Raw genomic sequence first — 13381 nt, forward strand, 5'->3', positions numbered from 1 at the left:
AACGCTCGACGGCCGGAGGCAAGTCAGTTTGGGTCAGGCGTCCGCGTCGGTGCCCGTCAGCGATTCGAGCAGGCGGACGGCGGGCGCCTTCGCCAGCGGGTCGTTCCCGTTGCCGCAGTGGGGCGACTGGACGCAGGCCGGGCAGCCGCCCTCGCAGTCGCAGCTGTCGATGAGCCGCGCCGTCCGGGTCATCAGCTCCTCGATCCGGCGGTGGCCGCGGCGCGTGAGCCCGACGCCGCCCGGATAGCCGTCGTAGACGAACACGGCCGGCCCCTCGGTGTGCGGGTGGTGCGGCGTCGAGATGCCGCCGACGTCGGCGCGGTCACAGAGGAGGTGGAACGGGAACAGCGAGATGATCCCGTGTTCGGCCGCGTGGATCCCGCCGTTGAACGCGTACTCGCCGCCCGGGATCGGTTCGTCGCCGTCGCCGGGCGCTTCGCCGCCGTCGGCGCTGACCTCGGGGTCGCCCGCGTCCTCGCCGTCGAGCGCGTCGCCGAGCCGCCGCATCTCGCGCTCGAGATCCCTCGGCACCGGGAAGTACAGCGCCTTCGTCCGCAGCGTCGTCTCCGGGAGGTCGAGCGTCGACTCGCCGAGCGACTCGCCCGTGGCGGCGTCCTTCCGCACGAAGCCCGTAATCTGCTCGGTCACGGTCACGTCCGCGAAGCGGACCGGCACGTCCTCGCGCGCCGAGAGCGCGCGCTCGTCGAGGTCCTCGTTCACGACGATGTCCTTGTCCGACCGCACCTGCGTGTAGTAGTCCGCCCACGACTGCTGGAGCTCCGCCACGTCGCGGTCGAGGTCGAGGTCGACCACCTCGTAGGTGCGGCCCTGCTGGTGGTAGATGGCGCCGGGGTGGGCGTCGCGGAGCGCGTCGGCGAACCCGAGCGCGGCGACCGTCTCGCCGCTCGACCGCTCGATCAGCGATATCTCGCGCTCCTCGGCGGTGCGGAGGTTCACGGACTGCTGCGGGCTCGACCCCCCGGCGTGGACCCAGCGCGTCCCCTTGGCGGCCTCGCGCCGGTTCAGGACGCCCTCGTCGGTGAGGTCGGCCACCACGCCCGGGAACGAGTCGCCGAAGAACCGCTCGTCCCCGGGCGAGAGCCAGTTCTCGTCGGCCGCGCAGGCGACGTGGCCGGGCATGAGCTGGCCGTTCTCCGGGTCACAGATCGCGTCCTCGGGCGGCGCGTCGAAGAAGTCGCTCGGGTTCCGCATCAGGTACTGGTCGAGCTGGTCCTCGCCGCCGACCAGCACCACCAGCGCGGGGTCGTCGCCGCGGCCGGCCCGGCCCGCGCGCTGGTGGGCCGACATCCGCGTGCCGGGGTAGCCGTCGAGGACGACCGCGTCGAGCCCGCCCACGTCGACGCCGAGTTCGAGGGCGCTCGTCGACCAGACGCCCCGCAGGTCGCCGGCGTGGAGGTCGGCCTCTATCTCCCGGCGGCGGTCGTCGGTGAGCGCCGCCTGGTACGCGCCGACCTTCCCGGCGAGGTCGCGCTCGCCCCGCTCCCGGAGGTCGCTCGCGCTGTCGGTCGCGTACTGCTCGGCGGTCTGTCGCGCCCGCGTGAACGCCAGGGTCTGTGCGCCCGCCGTCACGAGGTCGACGAACAGCCGCTTCGACTCCGTGTGGCTCGACTTCCGCCGACCGCTCCCGCGCTCCTGCCAGTCGTCGTCGTACTCCGGCGGGTTCCACAGCACCCAGTCGCGCGGCCCGCGCCCGGAGGTGTCCTCGTCGACGAGGGCGATCCTCTCGGGGTCGCGGCCGGTGACCGTCGCGACGTGGTCGACGGGGTTGTTGATCGTCGCCGAGCAGCAGACGAACTGCGGCGACGAGCCGAACCGCTCGCAGGTTCGCGCGAGCCGCCGGAGGGTAAGCGCGACCTGCGAGCCGAACACGCCGCGGTAGCTGTGGACCTCGTCTATCACGACGTGCTCCAGCGACGAGAAGAACCAGTCCCAGAGGCGCCCGGCGTACGGCAACAGCGCGTAGTGGAGCATGTCCGGGTTCGAGAGGAGGACGGTCGGACGGCGGTCGCGCACGTCCCGTTTCTCCGACCGCGAGAGCCGCCCGGTGTAGGAGTCGACCGAGACCCGGCTGCCGAAGCCGAGGTCGGCCGCGAGGTCCGACAGCGACTCCTCCTGGTCGGCGATCAGCGCGTTCTGCGGGCCGAGGTAGAGCGTCCGCCCGCCGTGGTCCATCGCGGCCTCGAAGGCGGGGACGGTGTACGCGAGCGACTTGCCGCTGGCCGTCTCGGTCGCGAGGACGACGTCGTCGCCGTCGCGGACCGCGCCGATCGCGTCGGCCTGGTGGCGGTAGAGCCGGTCGATCCCGCGGTCCGCGAGCGCGTCGGCGAGCCGGGGTTCGAGGTCCACGTCGCCGAACTCGGGCTCGCGCGCCGGGAGCCGCCGGTGGTCGGCGATCTGTCCCTCGTAGAAGGGGCGGTTCCGCAGCCACTCGATGGCGTCGTCCACGGTTACGGTACCCTGGGGTCGGCGGGGCCTAACGGTTGCGGTGACGGCGGTCCGGAGGGCGGGTCGCGCTGCCGCCTCGCCTCAGTCGTCGGCCGGAGAGCGTCCGGGGCCGCCGTCACGGGGCGAGAGGTCGACCGCCGGCTCCGCGGGCCCCTGGCGGGCGAGCGGCGGCCAGCGGACCTCGGTCGCGATCGGTTCGTCGAGGTCGAGCTCCATCCGGAGGTCGCCGCGTCGCTCGGCGACCTCGAAGCCGACCGTGCGGTAGACGCTCCGCGCGACGCGGTTCCCGGTCTCGACGTGGAGTTCGAGCCCCTCTCGGTCGGCCGCGGCGGCGTTGGCGATCACGTGCCGACACAGCTCCGTCCCGACGCCGCGGTCCTGCGCAGTGGGGTGAACGAAGACCGCGAGCTCGGGCACCGCGGCGTCGGTCGGCGTGTACATCGCGTGGCCGAGCAGCTCGCCGTCCCGCTCCGCGACGACGTTGTTCGCCTCGCGGAGCATCGTCTCGACCCAGTCGGCGCAGCGCCGCCGGCTCACCGGCGGGAGGCCCTGCGCGCGGTGAGTGCGGTCGAACGCGTCGTACATCTCGGCGAGGAACGGCTCGTCGGCGTCCCTCGCCGGGCGGATCGTCCAGCGCGTGCCCTCCTTGTCGACGAACCGCGGACAGCGCGGGGGGCAGTGGGGCGTCCCCTCGCACTCGCTGCCGTCCCAGCCGTCGCAGACCGCGGTGGCGTCGTCGTTCATACGCGGGTATCGATCGGCTGGTAAGTTATATCGTGAGAGAGGATCTCACGAGGTGGGAACGTCCGCGCGGCGCGCTCACCGCCGGAGGACGACGGTGATCGCGGTCCCGCCGGCCTCGCTCTCCCCGACGCGCAACTCGCCCCCGGAACTACGGACGATCCAGCGGACCAACCAGATCCCCATGCCGGTGCTGTGTGTGAGCTGCGTCTCGTCCGAGCGGGTCAGCACCTCCCGCTCGTGCGCCGGGAGCCCCGGGCCGTCGTCCGCCACCGTGAGGAGCGCTCTGTCCCCTTCCTCCCGAACCGCCACGCGTACCCGGGGGGACGGTCCGCAGTGCTCGACCGCGTTCTCCAGGAGGTTGTCGAGCGCGAACGGCAGCAGCTCGTGGGCGACGGCCTCGACGGCGTCCGGTCCCCCGACGCTGAACGCGGCGTCCCCGGCAGCGGTATCGAATTCCCGGACTCGATCGCGGGCGAGCGCCGACAGGTCGAACGTCGTCCGGCTCGCTTCGCCGTCGGACTCCTGAAGCCGCTCGGCGCGTCTGGCCGCGTCGCTCAGGTCGACGATCTCCGCGAGCCGCCGCTCCATCGCCGCCACGTGCGGGTCGTCGTCGGGTCGCTCGGCCGCGAGCGCTTCGAGGTGACCCAACACGACGTTCACGTCGTTGCGAATGTTGTGCCGCAACACACGGTTGAGTACGGTCAGCCGCTGTTCGCGGCGCTTCCGCTCTCCGACGTCGGCCGCGACGTACGTGGCGCCGGCGAAGTCGTCGTGTCGATCGCGGAGGGGGGCCGCCCAGAACCGGATCTCCACCAGCGAGCCGTCTCGGTGTGGGTGGCGCGTTTCGACCCCCGTCAGACGCTCGCCCCGTTCGAGCCGCGAGAGGGAGTCGCCGAACGGCCCGCTCGCGTCCGCCTCCTTCGAGACGAGGCGACCGCCGAGCGCGTCCGACTCCGTCCAGCCGAACAGCCGTTCGGCGCCGTCGTTCCAGAGCTGGACCGCACCCTCTGCGTCGACGACGACGATGGCGACCGGCGCGACCTCGACGACGGAGACGAGGCGGTCGAAGAGGAACTGGATCGCGTCGGTGAGGACGACGGCACCCTCTCGGCGGCCGAGCTGCTCGTTGAGCACGGCGACGAGCTCCGTTATCAGCCGTTCAATCAGTTCGTCGCGACCCTCGGACGCGCTGGACTCGTACGCGCGTAACAGGCGCTTTCGGGCCTCGTCGTGCCCCTCAGTCTCCAACACGTCGAACAGGGCACCGACGAGCTGTTCCTCCTGTCGCCTCATTTTAGGCGGGCCTAAAACACGACCGGGTAAGTGCGTTCCGAACTCGGCGCCGCCGCGCGAGTCACTCCCGGATCAGTACGATCCCTTCGCGGAACACCGCGTGGTTCGGGAGGACGTGCTCTTCCCCGTCCGTCTCGATGTGGGTGACGAAGAGGTCAACCTCTTGGACGACGCCGCGCTCGCCGGCGACCCGCACCTCGTCGCCGATGCCGTACGGCTGGCGGAGGAGGAGGAAGACGCCGGCCGCCGCCGAGGCGACGAGGTCCTTCGTCGCGAGCGCGGCGAACAGCACGAGCGCGAACGCGTACGCCGCGAGCAGCACGATGAGCGCGAGCGTCTGGACGCCGACCTGACCGAGCGCGATGAGCGTCGCGACGTACACGACGCTGTACTTCACGAGCGTCGGGAGCACGCCGAGCTCCGGGAGCTTGATTCCGCGGAGGCGCTCGGCGACGAGCAGCTCCGCCTTGTCGCCGACGACGATGCCGACGATGAACACGACCACCGCGACGAACAGCCGCGGGAGGAACGCGGCGACCCCCGACCAGAACTGTTCGAGGTAGTTCACGTCCGCCACCGTGAGGGCGACGATGACGGCGACGGCGACGATGAAGTAGCTGGACAGCCGCGCGAGGATCCCCACCGTCGAGGTGTCGAACTCGCGGGCGGTCCGCTCGAAGGCGGTCCCCTCGATCACCTCCGGGACGCCGGCGCGGCGGAGCAGTCGGCGGTTGACCACGCCGGTGAGGTACGCTAACACGAGCCCGAGCGCGAACACCCCGAGCGCCAGCCAGATCCGGTACGGGACTGTCGCGACGAACTTGGGGACGGAAACCTGGCCCGCTGACATCGCTTAGTACTCCTCCGGATCGATCTCCAAGACGAGTTCGCCGGCCTTGAACGCCCGGACGAGCCCGTCCGACTCGGAGAGGACGATAGCGGTCGCGTTGGTGTCGCGGGTGATCGCGCCGCCCGCCATGTGGCGCGCGCCGAGCCCCTTCGGGATGTCGACGCCCTCGGCCGCGGGTTCGAGGTATCGGTACGCCGAGACGATCTTCCCGGAGTCGGAGACGACGAACGCGCCGTCCAGCCGCGAGAACTCCTTGAGCATGACGTTCACGATGGGGTCGCCGACGTGGACGTGGCTCTTCTCGAAGGGGTTGTACGACAGCGGACGGGACTTGTTCATCACCTTCCCCGCGTCGCCGACCACGAACAGCGCGCCCACGGGCTTCCCCTTCTGCCCCTTCTGTCCGAGTTCGATCGCGACCTCGAACACGTCGCGGATGACGCTCGGCTCGGCCCGGGAGTTGGCGAACAGGTCGTAGATGCCGGTGTGGATCCCCTCGTCGACGGTGACGCGGACGACCGCGTCCGAGCCGCCGTCGAACACCGACGCGACGCAGGCCACCTCGTCGCCCTCCGCGAGGAGGTCCGCGTCCATGGCGCCCTCGATGCCGAACCCGATCCGGTCTTTGACGTTGTCGAAGGGGAGCGGCAGCTCGACGAACGTCTCGGCGTCGACGTCGTTGTCGGGCGCGACGACAACGACCTCGACCTCGGCGTCAGCGAATCGCTCGTAGAAGGAACTCGTCGGCGAGAACAGCAACGCGGCGTCGACGTCCGCGACGAGGTCCGCCAGGTGGTCGGTGAGCGAGGCCATTACCGCACGTGACTCCCGGAGTCCGTATAGTCGTTGCGTCGTGCGCGCGTCTGACGCCGAGGCGCGGCCGACGTGTTGCTCGCCGCGGAAGGTCGGACGACCGTCGGTCGGGCTAATCGCCGGCGGCCGACGTCCGCCTCTCGCTGGTCGCCGTCCGATCGTCGCGGATCAGGTCCGCCGCCCGCTCGGCGAGGGCGATCGTCGGGGCGTTCGTGTTGCCGCCGACGATCGCGGGCATCACGCTCGCGTCGACGACGGGGCGCCCGTCGACCCCGTGGACCCGGAACTCGTCGTCCACGACCGCCGCCTCGTCGTCACCCATCTTACACGTCCCGACGGGGTGATACACGGTGTGACACGTCCCCCGGACGTGACGGGCGATTTCCTCGTCGGTCTCAACGTCCTCGCCGGGCCACCGCTCGCGGCCGACGTGCCCCGAGAGGGCGTCCTGCCGAGCGATGTCGCGGGCCCGCTTGACCCCCTCGACGAGCGCGTCGAGGTCCGCGCGCTCGTCCAGGTAGTTCGGATCGATCGCGGGGTCGGCGAACGGGTCGTCCAGGTCACGGCGAATACGACGTGACAGGACGAAGTCGACGCCGACGGGGGCGCGCGCTAGTGCGTCGTCCACCCGCCGTCGATCGAGAGGTTGACTCCGGTGATGTACGAGGCCTTGTCTGAAACGAGGAACGCCGCCGGTTCGGCGATCTCTTCCGGTTCGGCGATTCGGCCGATCGGCGTCTGGCTGAGGACGAACTCGTAGAAGGAGTCGTCGTTAAGCTCGGACTCGGTCATCTCGGTCTCGACAAAGCCGGGACAGATGCTGTTCACCCGGACGCCGGCGTCGGCGTAATCGACGGCCGTCGTTCGTGTGAAGTTGACGACGGCGCCCTTCGCGGTTGCGTACGCGGCCGTCTGGGGCCCCCCGACCAGCCCGAACACGGACGCGACGTTGAGGACCGCCCCCGAGGACTCGCGCAGGGACGGCATGGCCGCTCGCGTCCCGTAGACGACGCCGTTGAGGTTGATCTCTAACAGCCTGTGCCAGTCGTCGAGCGTCGTCTCCTCGACCGTTCCGGTGAGCCCGATCCCGGCGTTGTTCACGAGGATGTCCAGTCCGCCGTGTTCGTCGACCGTCCGTTCGACCAGCGATTCGACGGACTCGTACGACGAGACGTCGCACTGAACGAACGAACAGCCGAGCTCTTCGGCGGTCTCTCGGCCCGTCTCCTCGGTCCGGTTCGCGATCACGACCGACGCCCCTCGGTCGACGAACTCCGCAGCGATGGCCTTTCCGATGCCGGCCGAGCCGCCGGTGACGATCGCCGTCTTTCCGTCGAGCATATTTACTCGTTTGTGTGTATATTTTGTATTTCTTTCGGAATATTTATACTAATATGCGCTTCCCTCGTTTCGTTCCGCCGGGAATCCGCGGTGGATTGAGGACCGAGACGACCGAACTCGTCGCTTCAGACGCACGCTAACTACCGCGGACGAAGCGCGAGCGACCGGAGAAGGGCGGCGCCTGACGCGTCCGAGCGGGCCGCGGTGGCACCGGCGCGCGCCGGGCGCCGTCCGACGCCGTTATGCCACCCCGCCAGAGTCGTTACCCGTGAACATCGACACCGTCCGAGACGCGTGGACGGACCGGGCGGGAGAGTACTCGCCGACGTACTACGCCCACCGCGGGCCGAACGAGACGAGCGAGCGGATCCGCGAGGCGCTGACCGCGCACCTCGACCGCGAGGCGGCCGTCCTCGAACTGGGCTGCGGGTCGGGCCGCCACCTCGGTCACCTCGCGGCCCACGGCTTCGACGACCTCTCGGGCGTCGACATCAACGCCGACGCGTTCGACGTGATGCGGGAGGCCTACCCCGACCTGGCCGCCGACGGGACGTTCTACTGCGGCGCGATAGAGAACCTCGTCGGCGAGTTCGGGGACGGGGCGTTCGACGCCGTGTACTCGGTCGAGACGCTCCAACACCTTCACCCCGACGTCGACAGGGTCTTCGAGGAGATCGCGCGGATCACCGATGAGGTCCTCGTCACGGCCGAGATCGAGGAGCCGGCGGGGGAGACGGAGGCGACCGATCCGGACGTGAACTACGTCGACGACGAGACGCCGCTGTACTACCGGGACTGGGGCGAGGTGTTCACCTCGCTGGGACTCGTCGAGGTCGACGCGGTCCGCGGCGACAGGGACACCGCGCGGACCTTCCGCGTGACCGACTGACGGGCGCCCTCGCGGGGTCGGGAACCCCGGCGGCGACCCCGCATCCCGCGCGACTTTTACCAGCGAGCCGACTACCACGACCACATGGCGACTCGCGAGGCCCTCTGGGGGTACCGGAACCGGTTCGGCGACGCCTTCGGGCGCACCTACTTCCGCCGCTTCGGCCCCGGCGTCGTCTCCAGCCTCGGGATCGGGACGTACCTCGGCGAACCGACGCCCGCGGTCGACGACGCCGCCCGCGAGTCGATCGGACTGGCGCTCCGCTCGGGGGTGAACCACGTCGACACCGCGGCCAACTACCGCTGCGGCCGCGCCGAGCGCGTCGTCGGCGAGGCCCTCACCGAGGCGCCCGTCGACCGCGAGTCGGTCGTCGTCGCGACGAAGGGCGGCTTCCTCCCGTTCGACGGCGAGCGCCCCGCGGACCCGAGCGCCTACGTCCGCGAGCGCTTCGTCGAGCCGGGGATCGTCGACCCGGGCGACCTCGCGAACGGCGCCCACGCGATGACGCCGGCGTACCTGGAGTGGTCGCTGGACCGCTCGCTCGACCGGCTCGGCCTCGACTCCGTCGACTGCTTCTACGTCCACAACCCCGAGACCCAGCTCGCCGTGCGCTCGCGGTCCGAGGTGTACGACGCGCTCGAAGCCGCCTTCGAGGCCCTCGAACGCCGGCGCGCCGCGGGCGACGTCGGCGCCTACGGCGTCGCGTCGTGGAGCGCCTTCCGCGTGCCGCAGGGGGCCGACGGCTACCTCTCGCTCGCCGAGGTGCTCGCCCGCGCCGAGGCCGCCGGCGAGGCGGTCGGCCCAGACGACGACCACGGGTTCGCGGCGGTCCAGCTGCCGTTCAACGTCGCGATGGCCGACGCGTTCACCCGGCGGAACCAGCCCGCGCCGCCCGGCGCCGACGCCGACGGGCCCGTCTCGACGCTCACGTTCGCTCACGAGGCCGGGCTCTCGGTGGTGACGAGCGCGAGTCTCGGGCAGGGCGACCTGGCTGTCGAGGGCGCGGTCCCCGCGGACGTGGACGCGACGCTCGCGGGGGAGACCCCGGCCCAGCGCGCGCTCAACTTCGCGCGGAGCGCCCCCGGCGTCACCGCGTCGCTCGTCGGCACGACCGACCCCGAGCACGTCCGCGAGAACGTCGCGGCCGGCACGTTCGACCCGCTCGGCGCGTCGGCGTTCGACGCGGTCTTCGAGTGAGTCGGCCGCGGCGCGAGGAGGGAGAGCACGTCGGGCGAACGCCACAAAACGTTTGTCCGGACCGATTCAACCGGGGCGTATGTCCCCCACGCGACGTGCCCTCCTGGGTAGCGCCGCCCTCGGCGCGGTCGGCGCGCTCGCCGGCTGCTTCGGCGGCGACCCGGCCGACGGCTCCGACCCCGTCGCCAGGTCGTCGGCAGTTTCCGGAACGGACACGGACCCGACGGTGGTGAAACCGCGGAACCCCGACGGCGATCGCGTCCTCGTCGACGGGAGCGAGGCGACCGACGACGGGGAGCCGGTCTCCGTCGGGCGCGAGCTCGTCACGACCGCCGACCGCGCGGCCGAGCTGCTGCCCGCCGAGGGCGTCGCCGAGGAGGACCGGCGCCGGGTCCGCGAGTTCTTCGACGAGACGGACTACGACGCGGAGACGGTGTACGTCTCGCCGGCCGGAATCCTGTCCTGCCAGCGGCTGGAGATCCACTCGGTGTCGTGGCGGCCGGGGCGGGTCGAGTACGAGTACTGCCGCGAGTTCAGGCCGCCCGACGCGGCGTGCGAGGCCGACACCAGGGTCTCCCTGGCGCTGCTCTTCCGGCTACCGGTCGCGCTGGACGAGCGGATCCGCGGCTCCGGCTCCAGCGGGCGGTCGCCGTGCCGGACGACGAACACCGAGTACTCGGTGATCGACGGGAACGCGACCGTGCCCGGCAACGCCACGGCGACCAACGAGTGGGGTGACTTCTGATGTCTCGGAGGCTCACGCGACGCGACGCGCTCGCCGCGGCGGGCGCCGTCGCGCTCGGTTCGCTCGCCGGCTGTTCCGGTCGGGGAGGCGACCCGCGTTTCTGGGACGACCCGCCGTCGCTCGACATCGAGCGCGTCCCGACCTCGTTCGACGAGCCCGTCCCGGAGCGCCCCCGGCTCGTTCCCGTCGACGTCGAGCCCGAGGTCCCGGCCGCCTTCGCGGACCGGGTCGACCGGCTGCTCAGTCCGATCCCGGAGCCGCTGACGGCGGAGACGCTCCCGAACGGCGAGTTCCGCGAGCAGATCGAGACCGAGCGGACGGCGGCCCGCGAGGCGCTGCCGGGCGGACCGGCGTCGCTGACGCCGCTGGGGGCGGTCGAGCGGTACGCGACGGCGCGCGAGCACGCCGCGACCGCCGTCGGCACGTGGGCGGCCGTGACCGTCGAGGGCGACCCGACCGCGGTGGCCCCGGATCTCGGAACGGTGCGTCGCCGAGCGTCCGAGACGTTGCGGGAACTCCCCGGTCCGGCGGCGGACCCGCTCGCGGCCGCCGCGGTGTACGGGCCGATGGAGCGGTGGTACGACGTGGCGCGCCGACGGACGCTCGTCGGCGGCGGCGTGGGGCCCGCAGACCGGGCGAACCCGCTTCGGACGGGAGACGCGATCGGCGAGATCGAGCGCGTCCAGTCGCACGTCGAGGCGGGCCGGTACCTGCGCGACCGGTACGCGGCGTCGCTCGGCGATCCGGCGTCCGTGGCCGAGCCGCTCCGCCGCGAGATGAACCGGATCGGCCGCGCGGTCGGCGACCGGCTCCGCGAGCTCCACGGCGAGGGCGTCGAGGACCTCCGACACAGCCCGGGCACCGAGGCGTTCGTCGACGAGCGTGCGGTCGAACGCGGCGCGCCGAGCGACGCCCTGCTGTCGAGCGCCGTCTACCGGAGCTTCGACGGCATGTGGTTCGACCCGGTCGCGTTCGGCGACTACGAGCCCGACAACCCGGCGACGGGGCTGACCCGAACGGCGCTCGCGTGGACGCGGCTCCGGGCGCTCGACGCCGTGGCGTCGCGGGTCGAGGAGGGAGACGCGATGTTCCCCGACGACCCGGCGGCGATCGGCGATGCGCGCGAGGGGGCCGTCGAGTCGGCGTCGTCGCTCGCCGGGAGCGAGAACCCGCTCGCTCTGTGGCTGGCGGCCGAGTTCCTCGCGCTGTTCGACGAGCCCGACGGCGCCCTCGCGGCGGCCGACCGGACCGCCAGGTCGACGGTCGAGGCGTACACGCGATACCGGTGGATCGAGATCGTGACCGACGAGGCGCTGGCGGTGGCGGCGTCGGTCGCGGACTCGTTCGGCTCCTGAACGACGGCGGGCGAGGAGAGGGCGATGGTGAAGGCGCTGACTCGGGCGGCGGCTCGACGTCTCGGGCGCGCGGCGACCTCAGCGGAGTTCCTTGTACCGCGTGCCGCACTCCGGGCAGATCCGGACCGAGAACACCTCGTCGGGATCGTTCTCCTTCTTCAGGACCTGGTCGCAGTCGGCGCAGTTGAGCCGCTCGTAGGTGTCCTTGACGAGGTCCCCGTCGCGGAGCCCCTTACGCGTGGATTTCATACCCGGGGTTTGTCGCCGGGGCGCATAAAAACCCTGTACGACGTCGGTCTGACGACCTCGGCGAAACCGCGGGCGGGCGGAACGGTGCGGGCTCCCCCGTCGAGACCGAACGCTCGCGGTGCCCGACCGGGCGCTTTCGCAACCCTTGTGTCCGGGCGCGCGGAATCGCCGCCGTGTCACGGACCAGGCTGTTCGGCTCGCTCTGCGCGCTGGTCTTCCTCGTCAACTTCGCCCGGGTCGTGTTCGCACCGCTCGTGGGCGAGTTCATCGACGCGTTCGGGATCCGCGAGGGGACCGCCGGGCTCATCGTCACGCTCGCGTGGCTCGGCTCGGCCGCCCCGCGGCTCCCCGCGGGCTGGGCGCTCACCCGGTTCGCGCGGCGCAGCGTCATCGTCGTCTCCGGCGCGATGCTGACCGCCGGGGCGCTCGGCGTCGCGCTCGCGCCGGGCGTCCTCGCGCTCATGGTCGCCGCCTTCGCGGTGGGCCTGGCCTCCGGGGTCTACTTCGTCGCCGCCAACCCGTTCATCTCTGAGCTGTTCCCGCAGCGCGTGGGCCGCGTGATGGGCGTCCACGGCATGGCCAGCCAGCTCTCCGCGGTCATCGCCGCGCCCGCCGTCACCGTCGCGCTGTGGTACGACTGGCGCTACGCCTTCTACGCGCTCGCGCTCGCCGCGGCCGTCAGCACGCTGCTGTTCGTCGCGCTCGCGAAGCGGACCGACCTCCCGGACGCGGGCGCCGGGGACACCGACTTCCTCGCGGCGGCCCGCGGCGAGTGGAAGCTGATCGTCGCGGGCGTCGTGCTGATGGGCCTCACGAGCTTCGTGTGGCAGGGCCTGTTCAACTTCTACGAGCTGTACATGATAGACAAGGGACTCCCACGGGCGACGGCCCGGAACCTCCTGACCGTCATCTTCGCCGCCGGCGTCCCCGCCTTCCTCGTCTCGGGCGACCTCGCGGACCGGCTCCCGCACGTCCCCTACCTGCTCGGCATCGTCGCCTCGTTCGTGGGGGGCGTCGTCCTCGTCGTCGTCGCCGAGGGGCTGGCGGCGGTGATCGCCGCGAGCGTCGTCGTCGGGTTCGCCATCCACATGCTGTTCCCGGCCGGGGACACGTACCTGCTGGCGTCGCTGCCGGACGAGTCGCGCGCGTCGGCGTACGCGATGTTCTCGGCCGGGATGATGTCCACGCAGGCGGCGGGCTCGTGGGTCGTCGGCGAGGCCGTTGAGGCGGGCGCGGGCTACGACGCCGTCTTCCTCGCGCTCGCGGGCGGCTTGGCGCTCCTCGTCGCCGGGTACGCGGTCCTCTACCGCCTCGGGCGCGTCCCGGGCGGAGCGACGGGTTCGACGCGGGCGACCTGACGCGACGGCAAGGCGCCGCCGGCGACGGGACCGGAGCGCGGAGCCCGTTCGGACGCTTCGAACGGGTCGGGGGTACCGCAC

General features: G+C 71.8%; 12 protein-coding genes and 1 pseudogene. 5 read left to right on the plus strand and 8 right to left on the minus strand.

All coding sequences use genetic code 11. From position 1 onward, the window contains the following. Window positions 1–33: 33 nt before the first annotated feature. From EXE50_RS13825 to EXE50_RS13855, 7 genes and pseudogenes are all read right to left on the minus strand, one after another. Window positions 34–2466 carry a DEAD/DEAH box helicase gene (locus EXE50_RS13825; RefSeq protein WP_137705339.1) on the minus strand — a complete coding sequence of 811 codons (2433 nt, stop codon included), beginning with the start codon at window positions 2464–2466 and terminating at the stop codon, window positions 34–36. A gap of 81 nt (window positions 2467–2547) precedes the next feature. Beyond that, window positions 2548–3210: a GNAT family N-acetyltransferase gene (locus tag EXE50_RS13830; protein WP_053771390.1), complete on the minus strand. Its 663-nt coding sequence runs from the start codon at window positions 3208–3210 to the stop codon at window positions 2548–2550. Between the two features lie 75 nt (window positions 3211–3285). Beyond that, on the minus strand, window positions 3286–4503 hold the full coding sequence (locus tag EXE50_RS13835; RefSeq protein ID WP_121599521.1) for a sensor histidine kinase: 1218 nt from the start codon (window positions 4501–4503) through the stop codon (window positions 3286–3288). A gap of 61 nt (window positions 4504–4564) precedes the next feature. Further along, window positions 4565–5353 carry a mechanosensitive ion channel domain-containing protein gene (locus tag EXE50_RS13840; protein WP_137705340.1) on the minus strand — a complete coding sequence of 263 codons (789 nt, stop codon included), beginning with the start codon at window positions 5351–5353 and terminating at the stop codon, window positions 4565–4567. Window positions 5354–5356: 3 nt separating this feature from the next. Continuing rightward, window positions 5357–6166 carry a diadenylate cyclase DacZ gene (gene dacZ / locus EXE50_RS13845; protein ID WP_053771393.1) on the minus strand — a complete coding sequence of 270 codons (810 nt, stop codon included), beginning with the start codon at window positions 6164–6166 and terminating at the stop codon, window positions 5357–5359. Window positions 6167–6278: 112 nt separating this feature from the next. After that, window positions 6279–6740 (minus strand): annotated as a pseudogene (locus tag EXE50_RS13850) (GMC oxidoreductase); the annotation flags it as partial. A 38-nt stretch (window positions 6741–6778) separates the two neighbouring features. Next, window positions 6779–7507 carry an SDR family NAD(P)-dependent oxidoreductase gene (locus tag EXE50_RS13855; RefSeq protein WP_053771395.1) on the minus strand — a complete coding sequence of 243 codons (729 nt, stop codon included), beginning with the start codon at window positions 7505–7507 and terminating at the stop codon, window positions 6779–6781. 268 nt (window positions 7508–7775) lie between these two features. On the opposite strand from EXE50_RS13855, the gene EXE50_RS13860 reads away from it, so the two are divergent. The 4 genes from EXE50_RS13860 to EXE50_RS13875 all read left to right on the plus strand — a co-directional run bounded on the left by EXE50_RS13860 (window position 7776) and on the right by EXE50_RS13875 (window position 11693). Then, a complete protein-coding gene (locus EXE50_RS13860; protein WP_121599523.1) occupies window positions 7776–8396 on the plus strand; it encodes a bifunctional 2-polyprenyl-6-hydroxyphenol methylase/3-demethylubiquinol 3-O-methyltransferase UbiG in 621 nt (206 codons plus the stop codon). An 84-nt stretch (window positions 8397–8480) separates the two neighbouring features. Continuing rightward, window positions 8481–9593 carry an aldo/keto reductase gene (locus EXE50_RS13865; protein ID WP_137705341.1) on the plus strand — a complete coding sequence of 371 codons (1113 nt, stop codon included), beginning with the start codon at window positions 8481–8483 and terminating at the stop codon, window positions 9591–9593. A gap of 79 nt (window positions 9594–9672) precedes the next feature. Further along, on the plus strand, window positions 9673–10338 hold the full coding sequence (locus EXE50_RS13870; protein ID WP_137705342.1) for a hypothetical protein: 666 nt from the start codon (window positions 9673–9675) through the stop codon (window positions 10336–10338). Continuing rightward, window positions 10338–11693 (plus strand): hypothetical protein, encoded by a 1356-nt coding sequence (locus EXE50_RS13875; protein WP_137705343.1) that lies wholly within the window; start codon window positions 10338–10340, stop codon window positions 11691–11693. Before EXE50_RS13870 ends, EXE50_RS13875 begins: the two co-directional genes overlap by 1 nt. 78 nt (window positions 11694–11771) lie before the next feature. On the opposite strand, the gene EXE50_RS17505 is transcribed toward EXE50_RS13875, so the two are convergent. Continuing rightward, entirely contained in the window at window positions 11772–11942 is a 171-nt protein-coding gene (locus EXE50_RS17505; RefSeq protein ID WP_167551897.1) for an HVO_0758 family zinc finger protein, read from the minus strand. A 173-nt stretch (window positions 11943–12115) separates the two neighbouring features. On the opposite strand from EXE50_RS17505, the gene EXE50_RS13880 reads away from it, so the two are divergent. Beyond that, window positions 12116–13300, plus strand: a complete 1185-nt coding sequence (locus tag EXE50_RS13880; RefSeq protein WP_053771400.1) for an MFS transporter — start codon at window positions 12116–12118, stop codon at window positions 13298–13300. The last annotated feature ends 81 nt before the right edge of the window (window positions 13301–13381 follow it).

The organism is Halorubrum sp. ARQ200 (assembly GCF_005435115.1).
GTDB classification, from domain to species: Archaea; Halobacteriota; Halobacteria; order Halobacteriales; family Haloferacaceae; genus Halorubrum; species Halorubrum tropicale.

Bases quoted from the DNA above. Each gene is read 5' to 3' on its own strand.
- EXE50_RS13830 (WP_053771390.1), bottom strand. From the start codon at position 3,210: ATGAACGACGACGCCACCGCGGTCTGCGACGGCTGGGACGGCAGCGAG.
- EXE50_RS13835 (WP_121599521.1), bottom strand. From the start codon at position 4,503: ATGAGGCGACAGGAGGAACAGCTCGTCGGTGCCCTGTTCGACGTGTTG.
- EXE50_RS13840 (WP_137705340.1), bottom strand. From the start codon at position 5,353: ATGTCAGCGGGCCAGGTTTCCGTCCCCAAGTTCGTCGCGACAGTCCCG.
- dacZ (WP_053771393.1), bottom strand. From the start codon at position 6,166: ATGGCCTCGCTCACCGACCACCTGGCGGACCTCGTCGCGGACGTCGAC.
- EXE50_RS13855 (WP_053771395.1), bottom strand. From the start codon at position 7,507: ATGCTCGACGGAAAGACGGCGATCGTCACCGGCGGCTCGGCCGGCATC.
- EXE50_RS13865 (WP_137705341.1), top strand. From the start codon at position 8,481: ATGGCGACTCGCGAGGCCCTCTGGGGGTACCGGAACCGGTTCGGCGAC.
- EXE50_RS13870 (WP_137705342.1), top strand. From the start codon at position 9,673: ATGTCCCCCACGCGACGTGCCCTCCTGGGTAGCGCCGCCCTCGGCGCG.
- EXE50_RS13875 (WP_137705343.1), top strand. From the start codon at position 10,338: ATGTCTCGGAGGCTCACGCGACGCGACGCGCTCGCCGCGGCGGGCGCC.
- EXE50_RS17505 (WP_167551897.1), bottom strand. From the start codon at position 11,942: ATGAAATCCACGCGTAAGGGGCTCCGCGACGGGGACCTCGTCAAGGAC.